At 64.9% G+C, this 21,127-nt stretch carries 23 protein-coding genes and 1 pseudogene; 10 read left to right on the forward strand and 14 right to left on the reverse strand.

The genetic code is table 11. The features are described 5' to 3' along the window. The first annotated feature begins 35 nt into the window (after positions 1-35). The gene (locus tag IEV62_RS04510; RefSeq protein WP_188445673.1) at positions 36-1,235 is read left to right on the forward strand and encodes an energy transducer TonB; all 1,200 of its coding nucleotides are present in this window, start codon (positions 36-38) and stop codon (positions 1,233-1,235) included. Here the strand turns inward: IEV62_RS04510 and IEV62_RS04515 are convergent, their stop codons facing one another. The 5 genes from IEV62_RS04515 to IEV62_RS04535 form a co-directional block, all read right to left on the reverse strand. Further along, positions 1,236-1,526, reverse strand: coding sequence for a hypothetical protein (locus IEV62_RS04515; RefSeq protein WP_188445674.1), 291 nt, complete (start codon positions 1,524-1,526; stop codon positions 1,236-1,238). It abuts the gene before it with no gap. Further along, the gene (locus IEV62_RS04520) at positions 1,523-2,050 is read right to left on the reverse strand and encodes a GNAT family N-acetyltransferase (RefSeq protein WP_188445675.1); all 528 of its coding nucleotides are present in this window, start codon (positions 2,048-2,050) and stop codon (positions 1,523-1,525) included. The genes IEV62_RS04515 and IEV62_RS04520 overlap by 4 nt, the downstream gene beginning before the upstream one ends. After that, a complete protein-coding gene (locus IEV62_RS04525) occupies positions 2,047-2,838 on the reverse strand; it encodes a LysR family transcriptional regulator (protein ID WP_188445676.1) in 792 nt (263 codons plus the stop codon). The genes IEV62_RS04520 and IEV62_RS04525 overlap by 4 nt, the downstream gene beginning before the upstream one ends. A gap of 108 nt (positions 2,839-2,946) precedes the next feature. Beyond that, positions 2,947-3,345, reverse strand: a complete 399-nt coding sequence (gene apaG / locus IEV62_RS04530) for a Co2+/Mg2+ efflux facilitator ApaG/CorD (protein ID WP_188445677.1) — start codon at positions 3,343-3,345, stop codon at positions 2,947-2,949. 8 nt (positions 3,346-3,353) lie between these two features. Further along, positions 3,354-4,559 (reverse strand): trans-sulfuration enzyme family protein, encoded by a 1,206-nt coding sequence (locus IEV62_RS04535; protein ID WP_188445678.1) that lies wholly within the window; start codon positions 4,557-4,559, stop codon positions 3,354-3,356. 70 nt (positions 4,560-4,629) lie between these two features. On the opposite strand from IEV62_RS04535, the gene IEV62_RS04540 reads away from it, so the two are divergent. After that, a complete protein-coding gene (locus IEV62_RS04540; RefSeq protein WP_188445679.1) occupies positions 4,630-5,934 on the forward strand; it encodes a phospholipid carrier-dependent glycosyltransferase in 1,305 nt (434 codons plus the stop codon). Positions 5,935-5,945: 11 nt separating this feature from the next. Here IEV62_RS04540 and IEV62_RS04545 read toward each other — a convergent pair whose 3' ends face one another. The 7 genes from IEV62_RS04545 to IEV62_RS04575 all read right to left on the reverse strand — a co-directional run bounded on the left by IEV62_RS04545 (position 5,946) and on the right by IEV62_RS04575 (position 12,714). Beyond that, positions 5,946-6,203: a hypothetical protein gene (locus IEV62_RS04545; RefSeq protein ID WP_188445680.1), complete on the reverse strand. Its 258-nt coding sequence runs from the start codon at positions 6,201-6,203 to the stop codon at positions 5,946-5,948. A gap of 58 nt (positions 6,204-6,261) precedes the next feature. Further along, complete coding sequence (locus IEV62_RS04550; protein WP_188445681.1) at positions 6,262-7,362, reverse strand: glycosyltransferase; 1,101 nt, start codon at positions 7,360-7,362, stop codon at positions 6,262-6,264. Next, complete coding sequence (gene leuB, locus IEV62_RS04555) at positions 7,359-8,411, reverse strand: 3-isopropylmalate dehydrogenase (RefSeq protein ID WP_188445682.1); 1,053 nt, start codon at positions 8,409-8,411, stop codon at positions 7,359-7,361. The genes IEV62_RS04550 and leuB overlap by 4 nt, the downstream gene beginning before the upstream one ends. A 44-nt stretch (positions 8,412-8,455) precedes the next feature. Continuing rightward, entirely contained in the window at positions 8,456-9,082 is a 627-nt protein-coding gene (recO, locus tag IEV62_RS04560; protein WP_188445683.1) for a DNA repair protein RecO, read from the reverse strand. A 37-nt stretch (positions 9,083-9,119) separates the two neighbouring features. Beyond that, positions 9,120-10,055, reverse strand: coding sequence for a GNAT family N-acetyltransferase (locus IEV62_RS04565; RefSeq protein ID WP_188445684.1), 936 nt, complete (start codon positions 10,053-10,055; stop codon positions 9,120-9,122). Between the two features lie 47 nt (positions 10,056-10,102). Further along, the gene (locus IEV62_RS04570) at positions 10,103-11,506 is read right to left on the reverse strand and encodes an NAD(P)H-dependent flavin oxidoreductase (protein WP_188445685.1); all 1,404 of its coding nucleotides are present in this window, start codon (positions 11,504-11,506) and stop codon (positions 10,103-10,105) included. Positions 11,507-11,574: 68 nt separating this feature from the next. Beyond that, positions 11,575-12,714 carry a glycosyltransferase family 4 protein gene (locus IEV62_RS04575; protein WP_188445686.1) on the reverse strand — a complete coding sequence of 380 codons (1,140 nt, stop codon included), beginning with the start codon at positions 12,712-12,714 and terminating at the stop codon, positions 11,575-11,577. 219 nt (positions 12,715-12,933) lie between these two features. Between IEV62_RS04575 and IEV62_RS04580 the strand changes: the two genes are divergently transcribed. Further along, positions 12,934-13,110 (forward strand): HP1242/YdcH family protein, encoded by a 177-nt coding sequence (locus tag IEV62_RS04580; protein ID WP_188445687.1) that lies wholly within the window; start codon positions 12,934-12,936, stop codon positions 13,108-13,110. An 83-nt stretch (positions 13,111-13,193) separates the two neighbouring features. Beyond that, a pseudogene (locus tag IEV62_RS04585) lies at positions 13,194-13,832 on the forward strand (Bax inhibitor-1/YccA family protein). Between the two features lie 47 nt (positions 13,833-13,879). Here the strand turns inward: IEV62_RS04585 and IEV62_RS04590 are convergent. Together IEV62_RS04590 and IEV62_RS04595 are read right to left on the reverse strand one after the other, a co-directional pair. Next, positions 13,880-14,995 (reverse strand): glycoside hydrolase family 130 protein, encoded by a 1,116-nt coding sequence (locus tag IEV62_RS04590; RefSeq protein WP_188445688.1) that lies wholly within the window; start codon positions 14,993-14,995, stop codon positions 13,880-13,882. A 102-nt stretch (positions 14,996-15,097) separates the two neighbouring features. After that, positions 15,098-15,958, reverse strand: a complete 861-nt coding sequence (locus tag IEV62_RS04595) for an alpha/beta fold hydrolase (protein ID WP_188445689.1) — start codon at positions 15,956-15,958, stop codon at positions 15,098-15,100. Positions 15,959-16,019: 61 nt separating this feature from the next. On the opposite strand from IEV62_RS04595, the gene IEV62_RS04600 reads away from it, so the two are divergent. From IEV62_RS04600 to IEV62_RS04625, 6 genes are all read left to right on the forward strand, one after another. Beyond that, positions 16,020-17,378 carry a protein adenylyltransferase SelO family protein gene (locus tag IEV62_RS04600; RefSeq protein ID WP_188445690.1) on the forward strand — a complete coding sequence of 453 codons (1,359 nt, stop codon included), beginning with the start codon at positions 16,020-16,022 and terminating at the stop codon, positions 17,376-17,378. Between the two features lie 154 nt (positions 17,379-17,532). Then, complete coding sequence (gene astD, locus IEV62_RS04605; RefSeq protein WP_188445691.1) at positions 17,533-18,945, forward strand: succinylglutamate-semialdehyde dehydrogenase; 1,413 nt, start codon at positions 17,533-17,535, stop codon at positions 18,943-18,945. Further along, positions 18,938-19,393 carry a GAF domain-containing protein gene (locus IEV62_RS04610; RefSeq protein WP_188445692.1) on the forward strand — a complete coding sequence of 152 codons (456 nt, stop codon included), beginning with the start codon at positions 18,938-18,940 and terminating at the stop codon, positions 19,391-19,393. The genes astD and IEV62_RS04610 overlap by 8 nt, the downstream gene beginning before the upstream one ends. Before the next feature lie 66 nt (positions 19,394-19,459). Next, entirely contained in the window at positions 19,460-19,843 is a 384-nt protein-coding gene (locus IEV62_RS04615; RefSeq protein WP_188445693.1) for a cupin domain-containing protein, read from the forward strand. 81 nt (positions 19,844-19,924) lie between these two features. Next, positions 19,925-20,728, forward strand: coding sequence for a uroporphyrinogen-III C-methyltransferase (gene cobA, locus IEV62_RS04620; protein WP_188445694.1), 804 nt, complete (start codon positions 19,925-19,927; stop codon positions 20,726-20,728). After that, positions 20,725-21,021 (forward strand): DUF2849 domain-containing protein, encoded by a 297-nt coding sequence (locus IEV62_RS04625; RefSeq protein ID WP_188445695.1) that lies wholly within the window; start codon positions 20,725-20,727, stop codon positions 21,019-21,021. Before cobA ends, IEV62_RS04625 begins: the two co-directional genes overlap by 4 nt. Positions 21,022-21,127 lie beyond the last annotated feature (106 nt).

Consider the following 21,127-nt stretch of genomic DNA (forward strand, 5'->3'; position numbering starts at 1 on the left):
AATCTCTGGGCACCGATGTACTAAGGAGTGGAACCATGCTTCGATTGAAGGCGCTTGCTCTTGTCGCGGCACTCGCGACGACACCCGCCTTTGCCCAGCAAAAATCGCCTGACCCGGCGACCACCGGCCCCGACATCGTCGTGACGGGAATGACGCTGAAAGATGCCAAGGCTGCACTCGCGGCGTGCATCGCGCGGCAATGTCCGCCCGACAAGGATATCGACGCGACGCTGGCGGTGGCGGAAACGCAATTCGTCGCCGGCGATTATGCCGGAGCGCGCGCCACAATGCTCAAGTCGCTCGGCCGCAATCGCCGTTACGGCAAGACCTATCCTGTTCCCGTATCGGACCTGTTACGCGCCGATGCGCGCGTGGCGGCACATTTGGGTGAAACCGAGGCGTATCGCGTCGGCACGATCAGCATGTTGCGCACTTTGCGCGCCGGCCTGCCGAAGGGCGACGCGCGCATATTTGGCGCTCAAATCGAAGTCGCCGACAGCTTCGCCAAGACCGGCCAGATCGAGGCAGCACTGTTCGGTTACCGGCAAGTTGCGAAGGAGGCGCATGCGGCGGCCCTGCCACGCACGGAGGGTTTCGCGCGCCTGCGCGTGGCATTGCTCTATTCCGCTTTGTCGATCCGCCGCCGCGACGCCTATGCGCAAGCGGCGATCGACGCGACCGACGACCTCATCCGCGATCCGAACCCGGAAATGGCGCCCTTCGTGCAGGCGGCCAAACTGCTGCGCCTGACGACAGCGGTGAAGGCTGGAACCCCAGGCGCCATGGACCGGCTCGTCACCGAATATCGTCAGGCGGGTGCCGGTGCGACGGTCCCGGTGCTGCTCTACGCCCCTAAGGTCGAGTTGCGCCAACTCTCTGGTGTCGAAGGGGCGGGCGGCGACCCGCGCAACCAGGTTCCGTTTTACGATTTCGACAATCAGTGGATCGACGTCAGCTTCGTGATCGGTGCCGACGGCAAGGTTACCGACGCCGAAGTGCTCCGCCAAAGCCCGAAAGTGCGCGCCGATTGGGCCAAGCCGATCCTCGCGGCGGTCGCGGGGCGGCGATATGCGCCCCTCGCTGCCCAGACCCCGGACTTGCTGCGGGTTGAACGCTACACGCTGACATCCGAATGGAGGACGGAAACGGGCAGCAACATTCGAGTCCGCTCGCCCATACCGCGGATCGAAGTCGTCGATCTGTCGCGCGATTCCTCGACCGCGCCTGCCTCCTGATCAACCCCGCATTCGCGCCTGATGATATTTGGCGCGGATGACGATCCCGGCGAACAGGTGCAGCGCCGCGACGCCGAGCAGGAACAGCGGCAGGATCATCGGCAAATTCGGCCAGTAGCGCGCGCGCAATCCGGCAAGGATCGCTGCACCGATCGCCAGCGCGAGGCCCAGATAGCGGATCGGTCGCGCAACCATCTTGAGTTCGCGGGAGTAGGCAGCTCGCTGGACCGGATCGTTGAGATCGGGCGGTGGCGCCTTGGCAGTCGGTTCGCCAGTCGATTTGGGGGTCATCGGGTGGTCCATTCGTTGGCGAGCAAGCCCCACAACAACGTGTCACGCACGCCGATATGCGTCTCCCATTCGGCGCGCAACCGGCCCTCAAGCGTGAAACCGAGACGCTTCAGCAGCGCGTTCGAGGGCGCATTGTCCGGATCGGTATCGGCAAAGACGCGGCGATGGCGCTCCTCGCGAAACAGCAGATCGAGCAAGCGCGTGACGCCTTCGCTGGCATAGCCGTGCCGCGCGGCGCTGGGCACGAGCATATAGCCGATCTCGCTGACGCCCGTGCGGCGCTCCCCCGCCCACAGCGTACCGATCGCCCGATCGCTACCCTTGATCGTCATCACCCAACCGCGCTGTCCGGGTTGATCGGTGCGCGCGGCGAGATAGGCCCGCGTTTCCGCAGCGTCGCCATGCGGCGCGCTGCTCCACCACCGCATCGTCGCTGCGTCGCCAAACGCCGCATACAGTGCGTCGGCGTCATCGACGCGTTGCGCGCGCATCACCAGCCGCGCGCTTTCGAACGGCACTGTCATGCGGTCAGCGCGGCGACCAGCGCCTTGACCTTCTTCTGACGCCATTGCGGCAACGGCGCGACCAGCCAATAGCCGAGCCGGTAGGGCTTGGCCTCGCCAACCGCGACCACGCGCCCCGACGCGATATCGCTCGCGGCGAGCAGCTCGGGCACGGTCGCCCGCCCAAGCCCCGCGGCGGCCGCATCGAGCGCGAGCCCGGCATCGCCCACCCGCACCAGCGATACGGCTTCGTCGTTGAGGCATCCCGGCCAGGAAATCCGCGTATCGGCCCCGCCGCCCGGGCGCTCGACCGTGATCATCCCGGCCGATTCGATCGCCTCGCCCTCATGCTCGCCCGGCCCGTCACCCCAGCGGATCGCGAGATCGAGATTGGCTTCGGTAAAATCGATCGTCTCGTCCGCCGAAATCAGCACAAAGCGCAACTCGCCATCACTGCGCGCAATTTCGGCGAGGCGCGGCATCAGCCACTTTTCGGTTAAATCGCGCGGTGCCGCGATCGTCAGCGATTTCGACGTCTGCCCCGCCTGCATCGCGCGGACGGCTTCCTCGAATTGCCAGAACCCCTGACGCAGCGCGGCAAGGCCGCTTTCCCCTTCCGGGGTCAGTTCGAGCCCCTTGGTCGTACGGCGGAACAGCACGACGCCAAGCGTATCCTCGAGCGCACGAATTTGCTGCCCGACCGCCGCCGGGGTGACCGCAAGCTCGTCAGCGGCGCGGGTGAAGCTCAAATGCCGCGCGGCGGCATCGAGCACGCGCATACCGTTCAACGGGAGATGCGTGCGTTTCATTCTTACTCCCCTCCCGCTTGCGGGAGGGGCTGGGGGAGGGCCTGACGACGAGTGGACATCATGTCGTCATGCCCTCCCCTAACCCCTCCCGCAAGCGGGAGGGGAATATCAAGCCCCGACCGCCGGAGCGAGCAGTGCAAACTTCGGAATATCGATGTCGAAGCCCGACCCGTCCTCGCCCATCATGTGATAGCTGCCGAGCATCGCGCCGCTCGGCGTCGACAGCGGGCAGCCCGAGACGTAATCGAAGCTGTCGCCCGGTGCGATCAGCGGTTGCTCGCCGATCACGCCCTCGCCTTCGACCGAATGCCGCGCACCGCGCCCATCGGTGATGATCCAGTGGCGGGTGAGCAATTGCACCGCCATCGCCCCGGCATTCTCGATCCGGATGTGATAGGCCCAGAACCACCGCCCACGCTCGGGCTCGGACTGTTCGGGCAGGAAGCTGACCGCGACGCGCACGACCACCCCGCGCGTCTCCGCCGCATAGGGGAACAGCGCCTTCATCGCGTCGCTCACAGCCCCACTGCGGTCAGCGCGCGATCGATATCCTCGATCACGTCCTGCGCATCTTCCAGCCCGACATTGAGCCGGATCAGCCCCTCGGTCACGCCCATTTCCAGCCGCTTTTCCTCGGTAACGCTGGAATGCGTGGTCGAGGCAGGATGCGTCATCAGCGAGCGCGAATCGCCGATATTGTTCGAGATATCGACCAGCTGCAGCGCATCGAGCAGGCCGTGCGCCTGCTTGCGATCTTCCACTTCGAACGCGAAAATCGGGCCACACGCTTCCATCTGGCTCATCGCGAGATTGTGCTGCGGGTGGCTCGGCAGGCCGGGGTGGAGCATGCGTGGCACGCGCGCCTCGATCATTCGGCCGACCTTCACCGCATTTTCGCTTTGACGGCGGATCCGCAGATCGAGCGTCTCGAGCCCCTTGAGCACGACCCACGCATTGAACGCGCTCAGCGTCGGCCCGGTGTTGCGCGTGAAGGGCAGCAGTGTGTCGTCGATGAATTTCTGCGTGCCGCAGACCGCGCCCGCCAGCACGCGACCCTGCCCGTCCATCATCTTGGTGGCGCTATAGGCGGTGACGTCCGCGCCGAATTCCATCGGGCGCTGCAGCGCTGGCGTGGCAAAGGCATTGTCGACCACCGAGATGATCCCACGGGCGCGGGCAATGTCGCAAACCGCTTTGAGATCAACGATGTCCATCGTCGGGTTGGCAGGCGTTTCGAAGAAGAACAGCTTGGTGTTGGGCTTGCACGCATCTTCGAACTGTTGCGGGTCGCGCGCGTCGACGATGCTCACTTCGATCCCGAATTTCGGCAGCAGCGTATCGGTCAGCCAGCGGCACGACCCGAACGCCGCGCGTCCGGCGACGATATGGTCGCCGGTCTGGAGCTGGCACAGCAGCACGGCGGTCATCGCCGCCATGCCCGTCGCCATCGTGCGGCAGGCCTCTGCCCCTTCGAGCAAGGCGATGCGGTTTTCAAGCATCTCGACCGTCGGGTTCTGCAACCGCGAATAGGTCATGCCTTGCTGCTCGCCGGCAAAGCGCGCGGCGGCATCGGCGGCGCAATCATACGCATAGCCCGATGTCAGGAACAGCGCCTCGGAGGTTTCCCCCCATTCGCTGCGCGCGGTGCCGCCGCGGACCGCTTGCGTTGCGGGGCGCCATGCGCGCGTGATGCTCTGATCTTGTCCGGTGCGGCGTTTCATATCGCACGCTTTGCCGGGAGCGCGCGGCTTACGTCAATGGGAATGCGGTCACGCGCTTGAAAGGAATGGCATGAGCGGGAATAGAGGCGCTGTGACGCATCCTCAGCCCAGCCCTTATCGCGCCGCTGCGATCCTCGCGCTGCTGGCGCAGACCCTGTTCTGTTATCGCCTTACAATCCCGTCGAAATTGATGTTCGACGAAGTGCATTACGTTCCGGCGGCGCGCAAATTGATCGGCTTGGTCGGCCCAAGCAATATCGAGCATCCCTTGCTGGCGAAGGAAATCATCGCGGGTGGCATCCTGTTGTTCGGCGACAACGCCCTGGGCTGGCGCTTCTTCTCCACGCTCGCGGGCACGGCGACCGTGCTGGGGGTGTTCGCGGTTCTGTGGCTGATGCTCGGCCGGGTGCGCCCGGCAGTGTTCGGCGCGCTGTTCGCGTTGTTCAACTTCACGCTGTTCGTGCAGGCGCGGATCGCGATGCTCGACGGCTTCATGGCGGCGTTCACGCTGCTCGGCATCGCCAGCCTGTTATGGGCGATGCGCGCCGACGCCACGCGGACGGCGTGGTCGCGCTGGCTGTTGGGGAGCATTTTGCTCGGGCTGGCGGTCGCGGCGAAATGGAGTGCCGCGCCGTTTGTTGCCTATGCCGGAATCGCCTTCGTCGCAGTGCGCCTGAACGATGCGCGGGCGCGCGACCGATCGGTTTATGCCGCACTCAACGCGGGCGGGCATCGCCATTGGCCGGGGATGGCGGCGGTTCCGGCGATCCTCACGCTCGGCGCAGTCAGCGTGACCGCCTATTTCCTGACCTTCGCACCGGCCTTTTTCTATCATCTCGACCCGATGACGCTGGGCAAGCTGCTGCCGTTCCAGGCCAGGATGTACGCCCAGCAAACCCAAGTCCTGCCGTCGCATCCCTATCAATCGCCGTGGTGGAGCTGGCCATTCATGGTCCGCCCGATCTGGTATTTGTATGAACCCGCCGACGGGGCGCAACGCGGCGTGCTGCTGATCGGCAATCTTGCGATCCTCTATGGCGGGTTGACCGCGGTGGCGGCGTGCCTCTTCGGCTGGTGGCGTGACCGCAGCGCGGTCCTGCTCGCCTCAGCGGGGTTGTGGATTGGCAGCTATGCGGTCTGGGCGGTGATTCCGAAGTCGATCGGCTTTTTCTATTATTATTATCTGCCGAGCATCTTCCTGTGCATCGCGCTCGCCGTCGCGCTCGACCATTTCAAGCGCGGCAAACGCTGGGATGAAGCGGTGCTGATCGTCGTGCTCGGGCTGTTCGTGCTTTTCTATCCGGTGCTTTCGGCGGCACCTTTGTCCGGACCGAACGCCTTCCATTTCTGGACCTGGTTCCCAAGCTGGGTGTAATTCAGACGCCGTCAGCGCTTGTCGATCGTCACGTCGTCGATGATCAGCCGTCCGATATGCAACTCCTCGATCCGAGCGCTGCGGATCGAGAGCCGCCCGATCATCAAGCGACCGACCACCAGCGCGCCCACCGCAACCGCACCGAGCGCAACCGCACTCAGCACCACCGCCCCCAGCGCCGTTGCGCCGGTGGCCGGTGCGCCGGTCGCGACCGCGCCCGTCGCTTCGCGCGCAACGCGCTTCGACGGCAGCAACGTATTCTTGTCCATCCGGGCTATCCCCAATTGATCCAAGACGTCGGCATATCATCGCCGATCGTTTATCGCTTCAATACCGCCCCCACACGAAGCGCGACGACAGCGCGTAATTCCACACCGCCGCCACCACGATCCCGGCCAGCGCCGACAGCGCCCAGGCGCCGTGCTGCACCTCAAACAGGAACGCCGCCACGCCGACATTCGCCGCCGCCCCGACCGCGCAGACGAGGCAGAACGACACCCATCCGTCGAACAGCCCCCGCGCGCCCTTCAACCGCCGCTCGCGATAGGTCAGCGCATTGTTGAGGAAGAAATTGAACGTCATCGCGACCAATGTCGCGACGATCGTCGCCGCGACAAACTCCAGCCCGCTCTCGCGGAACAGCGCCCACAGCACCGCCAGATGCACCACCGCGCCGATCGCCCCGATCGCGGAGAACATCACGAAACGCACCGGCACGATCCGCCCGAACATCCGGTCGTACAGCGCGATCAGGAATTCCATCGCCACGACATAATCGAGCTTGCTCTCGCCCTCGGTCCGCAGCCGGAACGTGTAGGGCAGTTCGAGAAACTTCAGCGGGCGCGGACTCGCGGTCATGATGTCGAGCAGGATCTTGAAGCCGATCGCCGACAGCGAGGGGATCATCGCGCGTACGATCGCGCTGCGGATCATGAAAAACCCGCTCATCGGGTCGTTAAGATCGGCTTTCAGCACCCGCCGTGAAATCCTTGTGGCTAAAGCGGATTTCGCCACACGATCATGGTCCCACTCCCCCGTCCCGCCGCCCGCGACGAAGCGCGAGCCGATCACCACGTCGAGCGTGGCATCAGCCTGCAACGCATTGAGCATCGCGGGCAGGATCGTCTCGTCATGCTGCAAATCGCCGTCGATCACCGCGACGACCGGCGCCGCCGTCGCGCACATGCCCTCGATACAGGCCGAAGACAGCCCGCGCCGCCCGATCCGCTGGATCACGCGCACGCGCCGGTCGGTCAGCGCGATGTCGCGCGCGGCCTGCGCGGTGCCATCGGGGCTGTCGTCATCGACGAAGATCGCTTCCCACCCGCGCCCGCCCAGTGCCGCGTCGAGCTTCGCGATCAACAGCGGCACATTGCGCAACTCATTGAAGGTCGGAATGACGACGGCAAGTTCGAGAGTCTCACTCATGCAAGCGCGGCCAGCACCGCATCGCCCATCGCCGCGGTCGACAGTGTGCCGCCCAGATCGGGCGTGCGCGCGCCGCCACCGATCGCGGCAATCACCGCCGCTTCGATCCGCAATGCCGAGGCGTCGTCTGCCAGCGAATGCCGCAGCAGCAGCGCCGCCGACAGAATCGCCGCGCACGGATTGGCCTTGCCTTGTCCCGCAATATCCGGCGCGGAACCGTGGATCGGCTCGTACAGTCCGCACGTCCCCTGCCACTGGTTGAGCGACGCCGACGGGAGCATCCCGATCGACCCGACGCACATGCTCGCTTGATCCGACAGGATGTCGCCGAACAGATTGCCCGTCACGATCACGTCGAACGCACCGGGATTGCGCACCAGCTGCATCGCCGCATTGTCGACATACATGTGGGTCAGTTTGACCTCGGGGTAATCGAGCGCGATTTCGTTGACCACCTCGCGCCACAGTTGCGAAGTCTCAAGGACGTTGGCCTTGTCGACCGACGTAATGATGCGCTTGCGCCGCTGCGCCATTTCGAAGCCGACACGCGCGATCCGCGCCACCTCGACCTCGTCATAGCGCATCATGTCATGGCCTTCGCGCAAGCCCTTATTGGTGATGCCGCGGCCCTTGTCGCCGAAATAGACGTCGCCGGTCAGCTCGCGCACGATCACCATGTCGATCGCGCGCGCAATTTCGGGCCGCATCGCAGACGCATCCTCGAGGCCCGGAAAGAGCTTGGCCGGGCGCAGATTGGCGAACAGGCCGAGGCTTTTGCGCAAGCCCAAGATCGCTTGTTCGGGCCGCAGCGCGCGTTCCAGCCCGTCCATTTCGGGATCGCCGACCGCGCCGAACAGGATCGCATCGGCGCGCTTGGCCAGCGCCAGCGTTTCGGGCGGCAGCGGATGGCTGGTCGCGCGGTAAGCGGTGCCACCGATCAGCGCGGTTTCGAAGGTATGGCCAAGGTCGAGCGCTTCGAGCACGCGCCGCGCCTCGCGCGTCACTTCCGGTCCGATGCCGTCACCAGCGAGAATTGCAATTAGTGCCAAGGTCTGTTCCCCTCAATCCTTGGCACATGCCGAGACGCGGCGCTTCACGCAACCGCCCTTTTCAGCCGATCGACCAGCCGCGCGCGCGCATCGAGCGTGACGGCACGGCGCTCGACCAGGATTTGCGCGGCCAGCGCCTCGCCCGTAATCGCCAGCGCCTCCAGGATTTCCGGCCATTCCGGCGCGACCCCGCTCGCCAGCGCAAGTGGCAACGTCTCGCGCTCCAGCCCATATCCAAGTTCCGCCAGCACCAGCAATTCGTAGCGCGCCAGCGCCAGCGCCCACCCGCGCGCGGCGGGGGCTGCTTCGATCGCGGTGATCGTGCCGTCGAGCGCAGCGTAGAGCCGCGGATAGGGCTGCGCCTCGGGCAGGGCGGCGGCGGTCAGCGTCGTCACCCAATCGAGCGCAAGCGCGGGCAGCGGCTCGGCATAAAGCGGCGCACGGCTGATGACGAGTTCGACGCTCAAACTGGCGAGCTGCTCATCGGTGCGCGCGCGCCATTCGCCGATCACGCGGTTGGCGGGTTGCAGGATCGGCCGAATCCGGCGCGACCGCCCGCCCCGGACATAACCCGCCTGAAGCCCGTGCTCGGCAGTCAGGGCGCGCACGATCGCACCATGCTCGCCATGATGGCGGATCGCAAGGATCAGGGCTTCGGCGCGCAGATGCATCTGTGCCCCATAGCCGGGACCAGGCACATTTAGGAAATCAGCGCCGCAGCGTCTTCGCCAGCCCGGCCAGCCCCAACCGCGCGACCGTGCGCTTGCCCCACGCCGCACTCCGGTCGAACGCGCCCAACGCGGCCAGCGTCGCGCGATTCGCCAGCGAAGCGCGCAGCAGCAGCAAATCGAGGCATTCCGCCCCGTGCGTGGCAAAGCTACGCTTGTGCTGGCCGTCGCCTTCGGTGAAATCGAACCAGCGCAGGCCCGGTTCGGCATACAAGTCGCGCATCGCCTCCAGCATCAGCACGCCACCGGGCGACAGATCGTTGAACGCCGGATCGTGCCCGACATGGTCGTACCGGACCGTGCCATTCTCGATCGGGCAATAGAGATAGGCCGCCGGCTCCCCGCTGACATACAGCAACCATGCGCGCACCGCGCCCGCCGCCGCCAGCGCATACATGCTGGCCAGAAACGCCGGATCGTCGGGCAAGCCGCCGCCGAGCAACCGTTCCTGATAGGTGCGCAGCGAAATCCGGCGCGCAGCGTCGTGGAAGATGTTCAGCTCTTCAGGGGTGCGGAACCGCCGCACGTCGAGCACACCGCCCGACACCTCCATCACGCGCTTAGCCTTGCGTTTCATGCCCGAGCGCGTGTTGCCCGAGAGCGCCGCCTGATAGCCGTCGAAACCGATCGTCAGATCCGCATAATGCCGCGTGTAGCCTTGCCGGACATGCGCGATCATCCCGCTGCCCGCCGCTGCCATCGCACTGCCCAAGGCCAGCGGCAGCGACGTGATCGCATAGCCATGCGCCGACCGCGCGAGCGGTGGCAGCGTCGGCAGCCGACCGTCCAGAACCATGTCGAGCGACAGCGGCACGCGTACCAATTGGCGCTGCACCGCCGCGATCGTCCGCGCGCCAATCTGGAAACGCAGCGGCAGCGGCTCGGCGTCTCGGGTAAGGACGATCGGCGCGGACATCCCTCGGGACCTATCGTGCGGGCGTGAAGAAAGCGCTAAGCCGCGGCTCAGTCGCCCGTCAGGATGCGGTCCACCAATTGCTTCACCGTCGGCACGAAGCCGTTCGAATAAAACGGATCACGCTTGAACTGATACGCGCCGTGCCCGGCGAACATCAAATTCTGCTCGATCTCGCCGCCATGCGCGATGTCCTGCAGCGTCTTCTGGATGCAGAAACTGCGCGGATCGGCCAGGCGTCCGGTCGAATTGGTTTCGGTGTCCGACCAGCTCGAAAAGGCGCATTGGCTCAGGCACCCCATACACTCCGCCTGATCCTTGCGGATCACGATCTTATCCGCAGGCGTTACGAACACCAGCGTGTTGTCGGGCGTTTTCAGCGCATCGGTAAAGCCCGCGCCATACCATTGCCGCGCGCGCATCAAATCGCCGAGTGTCACCCAGAAATTCTTGCCCTTCACCCCGACATCGAGCTGATACGTGTGATCGCCCGCGCTTTGCGTCGAAAACGCGATCTGCCGTTCCGAGCGCGACTGCAAATGCCGCAGGAACGGGTTGAGCACCGCGCTCGAATAAAAACCGGTCGGGGAAAAGCGGTGCAGCAGCACTTCGCCTTCCTCGATATTGGTGAGCTTCGCCTTCCAGCCTTCGGGAATCGGGCTTTCCTGCGTCAACAGCGGTCGCGTACCGAATTGAAAGGCAATGGTGCCGAGTTCGGGATTGTCGATCCAGTCCGACCAATCGCGCAAATACCACACGCCGCCCGCCATCACGATCGGCACCGAGTCCGAAATCCCGCCTTCGCGCATCGTCTCGCGCAGCGCCTTCACGCGCGGATAGGGGTCCTGCGGCACGAGCGGGTCTTCGGCGTTGGACAGCCCGTTATGCCCGCCGGCCAGCCACGGATCCTCATACACCACCGCCGACAGCCATTCCGACGCCTTGGAATACGCCCGCTTCCACAACGCACGGAAGGCGCGCCCCGAACTGACGATCGGGAGATAGCTGACTTCATACGATGCGGTGATTTCGGACAGCTTGTACGGCATCCCCGCGCCGCAGGTGACGCCGGAGACGAGCCCGCGCGTACGTTCCAGCACGCCGTGCAAAATGCGCTGCGCCCCGCCCATTTCCCACAGCACGTTGATGTTGATCGCACCCTTGCCACCGGCAATGTCGAACGCGCGGCGGACCTGCTGCACCGCGCCCTCGATCGCATATTCGATCAGCTCTTCATGCCGCTCGCGCCGCGTCAGCGCCTTGTAGACTTGTGGGATGATCTTGCCGTCGGGGTCGTAGCTATCGGCATTGACCGCCGAAACGGTGCCGATTCCGCCCGCCGCGGCCCATGCCCCCGCGCTTGCGTGGTTGGTCGCGGCGACTCCCTTGCCGCCCTCGACGATCGGCCAAACCTCACGGCCGCCATAAACGATGGGCTTCAGACCTTTGAACAACGCGACAGACCTCCGAGGAACAAGTACGCTTGATATAGGCTTTGGATGCGTCCCGCCGCAAATCGCATTTAGGAAAACGCATCCGGTCGCCCGATGACGCCGCCATAGAGCGCGGCATAACGCGCAATCATGGTTGCTTCGTCATACTCGGCGACCGCCTTGGCACGGTTCTTCTCGCCAAGCCAGGAACGCCCCTCCTTGGGCGATTTGGCCAGCGCCTCAAGCGCGTCGCGCAGCAGCACTTCCTGCGTGCGATCCTCGATATAGGCGCGGTTTTCGGGCACCACCATCCGCAGCACGTCGCCAACGGGCGTCGAGACGATCGGCAGCCCCGCCGCCATCGCCTCGATCACGCAAATCGGGAATTGCTCGCTCTTCGAGGACAACGCCAGCATGTCGAACAGCCCGATATACGCGTGCGGGTTGGGAAGGAAGCCGGGCATCACCAGCTGATCCCCCATCCCCATGCGCTCGGCCGTGTCGAGGATCGCTTGCCGCTCGGGTCCCTCGCCGACGATCACCAGCCGAACGCGCGTCGACATGCCGCCGACGGCGCGCACCAGCATCGGCAAATCCTTGACCTCGCGCAAGCCCGCCAGCGTCCCGATCACGACCTCGCCCGGCTTGCGCTTGAACCCCGGAATGGCGTTGAACTTGGGCTTTTTGGCATACAGCGCGGTGTCGATGCCGTTGGCGATGCGGTGGACGCGCGCGCGCGGCTGCTTCCAAATGGTGAGCGCGATGTCTTCCAGCGTTTCCGATGGCACCACCAACGCCGCCGCCTTGGTCAGCGCCAAGCGGCGGTAGATATTGCGCTGCGGCTTCAGCCACTTGGCCTCATCCGCATTGAACCCGTCTTCGTGGTGGATCAGCGGCGGCACGCCTTTGGACGCAACGCGCCGCGCCATCGCCCCGTCGATCGCCCCCCAATTATACGTCAGCACCAGATCGAAGCGGCGCATATAGGCGGCAATCGCCTCATAGCGCGTGACCGAAGGGTTACCGGTCAGCGGCGGCGCGTTCTGCGCGATCTCGTAATCGATCCCCGTCGCGATGGCATCCCTGGCGCCATATTGCCCTTCCATCCCCGACACGATCGTGTGCCGCGCCCGATCGCCAAAGACGTTCATCAGGCGCACCGCGCGCGCTTCCTTGCCCCCGAGCGAGAAGCTGGAATGGAGGTGCAGGATGTTGACGGGGCGCGGCATTGTCGGGCCGGTTACCCGGAAATACGCCGCACGTCATCTCCTCTTGAAAGTCGATCGGGCACGCAATATGTCTGTGTTGCGGACCGGGCCCCTCTGGCGAGGGCTGAAAAGCCCACGTGATGTCGGACCGCATCGAGCTAGCTCGGTGCAAGGACGGCCCTTTTGCCACCTCCCCAGCCAAGCAGCCCGATCGATCGACCCATCGACCAGGAGCCTGTTATGACCCGACTTATCGACCGCCTGATTACACTTCACCGTGCGATCAACGATGCCGTGCAGCGCGAGCGCCGCCATCTTATACCCGACCCGATCCGCATCAGCGCGCTGAAAAAGCGTCGGCTGGCGATCAAGGACCGCATTCACCGCGCACTCGTGCGCGGAATCGTAACCGCTTAACGAGGAACCACCCCGTGCAACCCAATGTTTATCGCACAACCCAAAGCACCGTCGCCGCGCGCGACGAGGGCTTACGCAAATATATGCTCGGCATTTATCGCAACATGGGGATCGGCCTGGCCATCACCGGCGCTGTCGCGCTGGGCGTGGCGTCGACCCCGGCGCTGGTTTCGCTCATCTTCGGCACGCCACTGAAATGGGTCGCGATGTTCGCGCCGCTCGCCTTCGTGATGTTCTTCTCGTTCCGGATCGACCGGATGACAACCGCGACCGCGCGCACCGCTTTCTTCGCCTTCGCCGCGGTGATGGGCGTATCGATGGCGAGCATTTTCCTGGTCTTCACCGGCTAAAGCATTGCCCAGGCGTTCTTTACCGCCGCGATCCTGTTCGCGGGCATGAGCCTGTGGGGCTATACCACCGGGCGCGACCTGTCGAAAATGTCGACCTTCCTGATGGTCGGCTTGATCGGCGTGGTCGGCGCGAGTTTGGTCAACGTGTTTCTCGGATCGTCGCTGCTGCAGATCCTGATCTCGGTCGTCGGCGTGGTCGTGTTCACCGGCCTGACCGCATGGGACACGCAGCGGCTGAAGAGTGAATATTTCGCGTATGCCGGCACGCAGGCGGCGGAAAAGCTCGCAATCATGGGGGCGCTCTCGTTGTATCTCAACTTGATCAACCTGTTCCAGCTGCTGCTTGGGCTGATGGGGCAGCGCGAGCAGTAACGGGCCCCGCTGGTGTCTTACTCCCCTCCCGCTTGCGGGAGGGGAAACTACCCAAACACCCCCTTCGCCACCCACGTCACCCGGCACGCCAGATCTGCCTCGCCGCTGGCCACGATATAGTGATCCCCCGCATCGACGATCCCCGTCGTGAACACGACATTGTCGAGATATATCAGTTCCTTGATCGGATCGGTCAGCGCCGTATTCGCCTCGATCAGCGGCGCGTCCGACGTGCGCAGCACCACGCTCGGATCATCGCGGTCGAGGATCGACCAATAGGTTCGGTAAATGCCGACCACGCCCGCCGGCTCCACCCCGTGCCACAGCGACAGCCACCCATCGGGCGTCAGGATCGGCGGCGCTCCACCCCCCATCCGCGCGGTCGCCATCGTCGCGGCATGCGGGCGGATGCCGGGCCTGTCATAGGGTTTCCAGTGCAGCGCATCGGGCGAGGAAGCGAGGTTAATCGACGGCCCGCTGCGCCACTCGCTCCCCGGCGGATAGGCGAAATACAGATCGCCGAGCGGCCGCGTCTGCGCGAAATACTTCCCGCCGACCAACCCCTCGAAAATCAGCATGTCCTTATTCTGATGATCGAGCACGATCCCCTCGAGCGTCCAGTCGAGCGCATTGTCCGAGGTGTAGAGCGTGGTCGAATGCCGCTCGGGGCTGACCGAGCAAGTCGTCATCAGATAGCGGTCACCCACCTTGCTGATCCGCGCATCCTCGACGCCGTAACATTGGTAGGAGGCGCGCGGCGCAATCGCCTTGTCGTAATGGACCTGCTCGACCTTGGTGCCCGCGGCGTTGAGTTCGACCGGCAGCAGCCACGACAGCGAGGTCAGCGCCATGATCTTCCACCCGGCCGCGCGCATCATGAATTTGCGCGGATCGGCGGTGTCGACGAAATCGAGCGGCCACGCGTCGAGGCAATAGCCGCCATCAAACCAGCGAATCGCATGGATATGCTGGTCATGGATCGGCGTGCGCAGCGCCTCCGCCACGCGCACCATCATCAGCAAATTCCCATTCGCCAGCCGCGTCAGGCCCGGATTAAACGCGCCGAGCACATAGGTTTCGGCATCGACCTTCCCGGCGAGCGGCGACTGGGCGAGGTCGATATCGCCGGGGGTGAAGATCAGCGCATCGTGCGAAAAGGTCATGCGTGATTTCCTTGGGATACGGTGGCGTATGCGCCTTAACCGATGCAGGGTGACGCGAGTGCACCCTGTCATCGAAAACCGCTTCCGCGGCGGCATGATTCGCTAAATCGCCACCCGCGCGAGCAAGCGGTCTATCCCGGCGATCGCCTCTGGTTCGCTCAAGGTCGGCGTATGGCCGACATCGGCGATCGTGACCACTTCGCCAGCATCAAGCGTCTCCGCCATCCGCGCCGCCGTCGCCGCCGACAGCACATCGGACCTGTCGCCCCGCACGATCAGCGTCGGCACGGCCTTCAACACATCGAGCGCGCGCCACATGTCTGGACCCGCTTCATTGCCGGGGACGCGGAACGGCTCGGCGATCTTCATGTCGTAATCGAGCACGATCCGCCCCGCACTGTTGAGCCGGTACAGCCGCTTCGCCATCGCCAGCCAATCTTCCAGCGCAAAACCCGGATAGACATCGCCATTCGCTTCGGCGACCGCGCGCGCGGCGTGGATCCAGGTCGGCCAGGTGTTCGACCGCCCGACATAGCTGCGGATCCGCGACAGCCCCTGCGGCATGATATCGGGTCCGACATCGTTGAGCAGCACGCCCGCCAGCCGCGCATGCCCCGTCCCCGCAAGCAGCATCGACACGATCCCGCCAAGCGAGCTGCCAAAGGCGATGTAGCGGTCCACGCCAAGCTCGCCGAGCAACCCCTCGACATCCTGCACATAGGTGAGCGGGACATAGGTCATCGGATCCTTGGCATAGCCGCTGTCGCCGCGCCCGCGCAGGTCGACCGCGATCACGCGCCAGTCGGGCGACAGTCGCCGCGCGACCTCGTCGAATTCGCGCGCATTGCGCGTCAGCCCGGGCAGACAGACGATCGGCGGCTTGGCCGAATCGCCCGGATAATTGCGATAATGCAGCCGAATCCCATCATTCGACCACCAATATCGATTTTCATAAGGCGACATGGATCGGTCCCTGTTTGGGCTTGGGGTTGCGTCCCGCGGGTGCGCGCCTCCATATCCACGCATGAGCCCCCCCCCGCAAGCCTATGTCCCGCAGCGCCGCATTCTCGAACTGGGTGACGCCCTCTACGATCCGGTCGAGGCCGCGCGCTTTCCACAGACGGTGTTGCGCTTCCGCAACGATCGGGCGGCAGCGGAAGTCGGGCTGGCGGACTTAGGCGACGCCGCGTGGCTGGCGCATTTCGGTCGCTTCGAACCGCTGCCCGACAGCCTCGAACAGCCACTTGCGCTGCGCTATCACGGCCACCAGTTCCGCCAGTATAATCCCGAGATTGGCGACGGACGCGGTTTCCTGTTTGCGCAATTGCGCGACACGCGCGGGCGCCTGATGGACCTCGCCACCAAGGGATCGGGCACGACGCCGTGGAGCCGCTTCGGCGACGGTCGCCTGACACTCAAAGGCGGGGTACGCGAAGTGCTCGCCACCGAAATGCTCCAGGCGCTGGGCGTCCACACCTCGCGCAGCTTCTCGCTGATCGAAACGGGCGAAGCGCTCGAACGCGGCGACGAGCCCTCGCCCACCCGCTCGGCGGTATTGGTCCGGCTGAGCCACGGCCATATCCGCATCGGCACCTTCCAGCGCCTCGCTTACCTGCGCGATGCCGAGAATATGGAGCGGCTGATCGGCTATGTCCTCCGCAACCTTTATGGCGAGGACCCTGGCGAGGATGCAGCGGCGCGGCTGCTCGATCTCGTCGTAGATCGCACCGCGACGCTGGCCGCCAGCTACATGGCGGCAAGCTTCGTCCACGGCGTGCTCAACACCGACAATATCAACGTGACCGGCGAGAGTTTCGATTACGGCCCGTGGCGCTTCGCGCCGACTTGGGACCCGAGCTTCACCGCCGCCTATTTCGACCATCACGGCCTTTATGCCTTTGGCCGCCAGCCCGAGGCGATTCATTGGAATGCGATGCAGCTCGCCGTATCGCTGCGCACCGTCAGCGACGCCGAACCGCTGATCGCGGTGCTCGACAGCTTCGCCGAACGCTATCAGCGCGCGGTCTCCAAGGCGATCCTGTGGCGGCTCGGCGTAGTGCCGCAGGACCCGTTCAGCGACCGTGCGCTGGTGCAAGCGGTCGAACGCGGGCTGGTGGCGAGCAAACTCGGGCTCGACCGCTTCTACTTCGATGCGTTCGGCGGCACTGCGCCCACAGGCGCGCCCTTCGACGAGTCGCGTTCGGCCTTAGCGGCCTATGCCCCGCGCACAACCCGCGACCACGCATATTGGTCGGGCGAACCCTGTTCGATGCTGATCGACGAGGTCGAGGCGATCTGGGCCGCGATCGACCAAAGCGATGATTGGGGCCCGTTCAACGCCAAGATCACCGCGATCAGAGAAATGGGCGAAGCGCTAATGTGAATCCTCCCCTCCCTGGAAGGGAGGGGTTGGGGGTGGGTCGGTGTGGGGCAGGCGGCGCGCCAGACTACGAACCAACCCTCCCCCCAGCCCCTCTCTTCCAGGGAGGGGAGCAAAGTGTGGATTCCCCCACAAAACTAAGGCAAACACCCCCGCAATGTCCTCAGAGCTCCTTTCCTACGAACCCGCCACCGGTGCCATCCTGTGGCGCGGCCAGATCGGCGATGTCGATGCCGAGGTCGCCGCCGCCCGCGAAAGCTGGGCCCCGTGGGCAGCGCAACCGCTGGCCTACCGAATCGAAGCATTGCGCCGTTTCGCCAATGTCGTGCGCGCGCGCGCTGATGACTTTGCCGATCTGATCGCGCGCGAAACCGGCAAGCCGTTATGGGAAGCACGCACCGAGGTCGAATCGGTCATCGCCAAGGTCGATATCTCGGTCAGCGCCTATGCCGAACGCACGCCGCAACGCCGGCTCGATACGCAAATGGGCGGACGCATGGCGCTGCGGCATAAGCCGCACGGCGTGCTCGCGGTGCTCGGGCCGTATAATTTCCCGGCGCATTTGCCCAATGGCCATATCGTCCCCGCTTTGCTCGCCGGGAATGCCGTGGTGTTCAAGCCATCCGAGAAGACGCCAGCAGTGGGCGCGTTCCTGGTCGAGTGCTTCCACGCCAGCGGCATGCCGAAAGGCTGTGTCCGCTTGCTGATCGGCGGCGCCGCCGAGGGCAAGGCGCTCGCCGGGCATGACGGGATCGATGGGCTGCTCTTCACTGGCTCCGCCCACACCGGCATCGCGCTCAACCGCCAGTTCGCGACTCGTCCCGAGAAGATCCTCGCGCTGGAGATGGGCGGCAACAACCCGATCGTGGTGTGGGATTCACCCGATCTCCACGCCGCCGCTGTCCTGATCGTGCAATCCGCCTTCACCAGCGCGGGGCAACGCTGCACCGCCGCGCGCCGGCTGATCGTCGATGAAAAGCTGTACGATCCGCTGATGGCCGAAGTGACCAAATTGGTCACTCGCATCATCGTCGACGAACCGCATGCCAACCCGGCCCCGTTCATGGGCCCGGTGATCGACAATGAAAGCGCCGATCTGCTGACCGAGAGTTTCCTCGAACTGATGATGCGCGGCGGACGCGCGATCCGCCATCTCGAACGGCCTTTGCCCGACCGCCCGTTCCTGCGCCCGGCGCTGATCGACACGACCGAGATGAACGACCGGCCCGACATCGAGCTGTTCGGCCCGATCCTGCAAGTGATCCGCAAATCGAGCTTCGAGGATGCGATCGCCGAGGCCAACAACACGCGCTATGGACTGTCGGCATCTTTGCTGAGCCAGAACCCCGCGCTCTACGACCAGTTCTGGGCCAATGCGCGCGCCGGGATCGTCAATTGGAACAAGCCGACCAACGGTGCGTCGTCCGGAGCGCCGTTCGGCGGCATCGGCTGGTCCGGCAACCACCGTCCGAGCGCCTACTACGCCGCCGATTATTGCGCCTATCCCGTGGTATCGAGCGAAGCCGACCAGGCGCGCGCGAGCATCGGGGTCGGTTTGCGGGATGAATGATCTGGACGCCAGTGTCGCAGCCTTGCGGCACGACGCCGCGATCAAGGCGATGCTCGTCCAGATTTGCGAAACCACCGCAATGGGCTTCGCCGCCATCGTCCGCGTCACCGATTCGCGGTGGGTGGCATGCCAGGTGCTCGACCGGATCGAGTTCGGGCTCGACGCCGGCGACGAACTCGACCTCAAGACGACGATTTGCAATGAAATCCGTGGGCACGGCAAGTCGGTCATCATCGATCATGTCGCGGCTGATCAGGATTGGCGCACGCACCCGACCCCGGTGCTGTACGGCTTTCAAAGCTACATCGCTTTTCCAATCGTCCGCGCCGATGGCAGTTTTTTCGGAACGCTGTGCGCGATCGATCCCCAGCCGCATAAACTCGACACGCCCGAGATCGTCGGTTTGTTTGAAAGGCTGTCGCACGAAATCGCGGCCTTGCTCGGCTGATCGCACGCGGTATATTCACGTCAGGCGCAGATGCAGCGCGGCGGAGTGTTACGAGAGGAGCGAATCATGCAAGTCGAAGGTCAATCGATCGTCGTCCAGACCGATACGCTCGCCCCCGTCCCCTTTCCCATTCCCGGCACCACCCCGCCCGATGGCGTGACCGCGACGCTGGTCAATATCGATGCCGCGCGCGGTCTCGTCACCACGATCATCCATATCGCGCCCGGCGCGCGGATCCCGGTGCATTATCACAACGACGGGCCGGAAGCGCATTACGTGCTGAGCGGGGACTTCATCAATGCGGGCGAAACGCTCGGGCCGGGCGCCTTCGTGACGCACCCCACCGGCGTCGTCCACGGGCCGCACGAATCGCGCACCGGGTGCAGCATCCTCACGCTGCAAAGCGCCTATGTCGACCCGGCGAACCCTGATTTTCATATTGTCGAGTAAGGCGCTCGACAAAAGCTGACCTACCCGACCACAAAGCATCCTTGAATTGCGGAAGCGCTTGGTCCAGCCCATCTGACAGCGATGGCAACACTCCTTGATCCGACCGCGCCCATCTCCTCAAAGGTAGGGCGCGCCATCCTTGTTGGCGCTGGCCCCGGCGATCCCGGCTTGCTTACCGTGCGCGCGGTCGCGGCGCTGAAGCAGGCCGACATCGTCGTGCATGACGGCCTGATCGACCCGCGCGTGCTCGATCTTGCCCCCCCGCAGGCACAGCGCATCTCGGTTGCCAAGCAGCGCGCGCGCCACACGCTGCCGCAGGAAGCGATCAACGCGCTGCTCGTCGCGCACGCTAAAGCCGGCGCGATCGTCGTACGGCTGAAGGGCGGCGACCCGTTCGTCTTCGGGCGCGGCGGCGAAGAGGTCGAGGCGGTGCGCGCGGCGGGCTTGGCCGTGGAGGTCATCCCCGGCGTATCGGCGGCACTCGGTTGTGCGGCCGAGGCGATGCTCCCGCTCACCCACCGCGATTATTCGAGCGCGGTCAGCTTCGTCGCGGGCCAGTGCAAGGGCCTCGCCGATCAGGACTGGTCGGGGCTCGCGGGCAAGGGCCGCACGCTCGTCATCTACATGGGCGTCGCGACCGCGACCGACATTGCCGACAAATTGATGTGCGACGGCGTCGCGCCCGAAATGCCGGTCGCGGTGCTTGAACGCGGCACGCTCGACGGGCACCGCGCGATCAAGACGCTGCTCGCCGATCTCGGGCAGATGGTGGAACGCGAGAAAGTCGCCAGTCCGGCGATCATCGTCGTCGGCGAGGTCGTGAATCTGTCCGATGCCGAGGATAAATTGGGCCGCTGGGCAAGAATTGCGGAGAGTGTGGCGTGAGATTGCTGACCGGAAGCGATTTGCCGAGCGGTGATGTGATCTGGTGGACCGGCTCGAGCTGGTCGCGGCATGTCGAGGATGCGGGCGATGTCGGCGATCAAGGCGAAAGCATCGCCCGCGCCGAGGAAGGCGCGCGCCGCGTCAACGTTCCGTACGTAATCGACGCGACCGCCACCCCCGAAGGCCCCCGCCCCGCCCACATCAAGGACCGCGTCCGCGCGCTCGGGCCGACGGTGCGCGCCGATCTGACGCTGAAACCCGCCGATCCCGCGGCCGGGAGCTGGGTGATATGATTGTTCACGCGGAGACGCGGAGACGCGGAGACGCGGAGATGTTTCGCATGCCGCGCAGCGGGCCTCGAACATTCGGGCAGCAGGAGTGATGGTTTGCGCTGACGCG

The organism is Sphingomonas psychrolutea (genome assembly GCF_014636175.1).
In the GTDB taxonomy this organism is placed as follows: domain Bacteria; phylum Pseudomonadota; class Alphaproteobacteria; order Sphingomonadales; family Sphingomonadaceae; genus Sphingomonas; species Sphingomonas psychrolutea.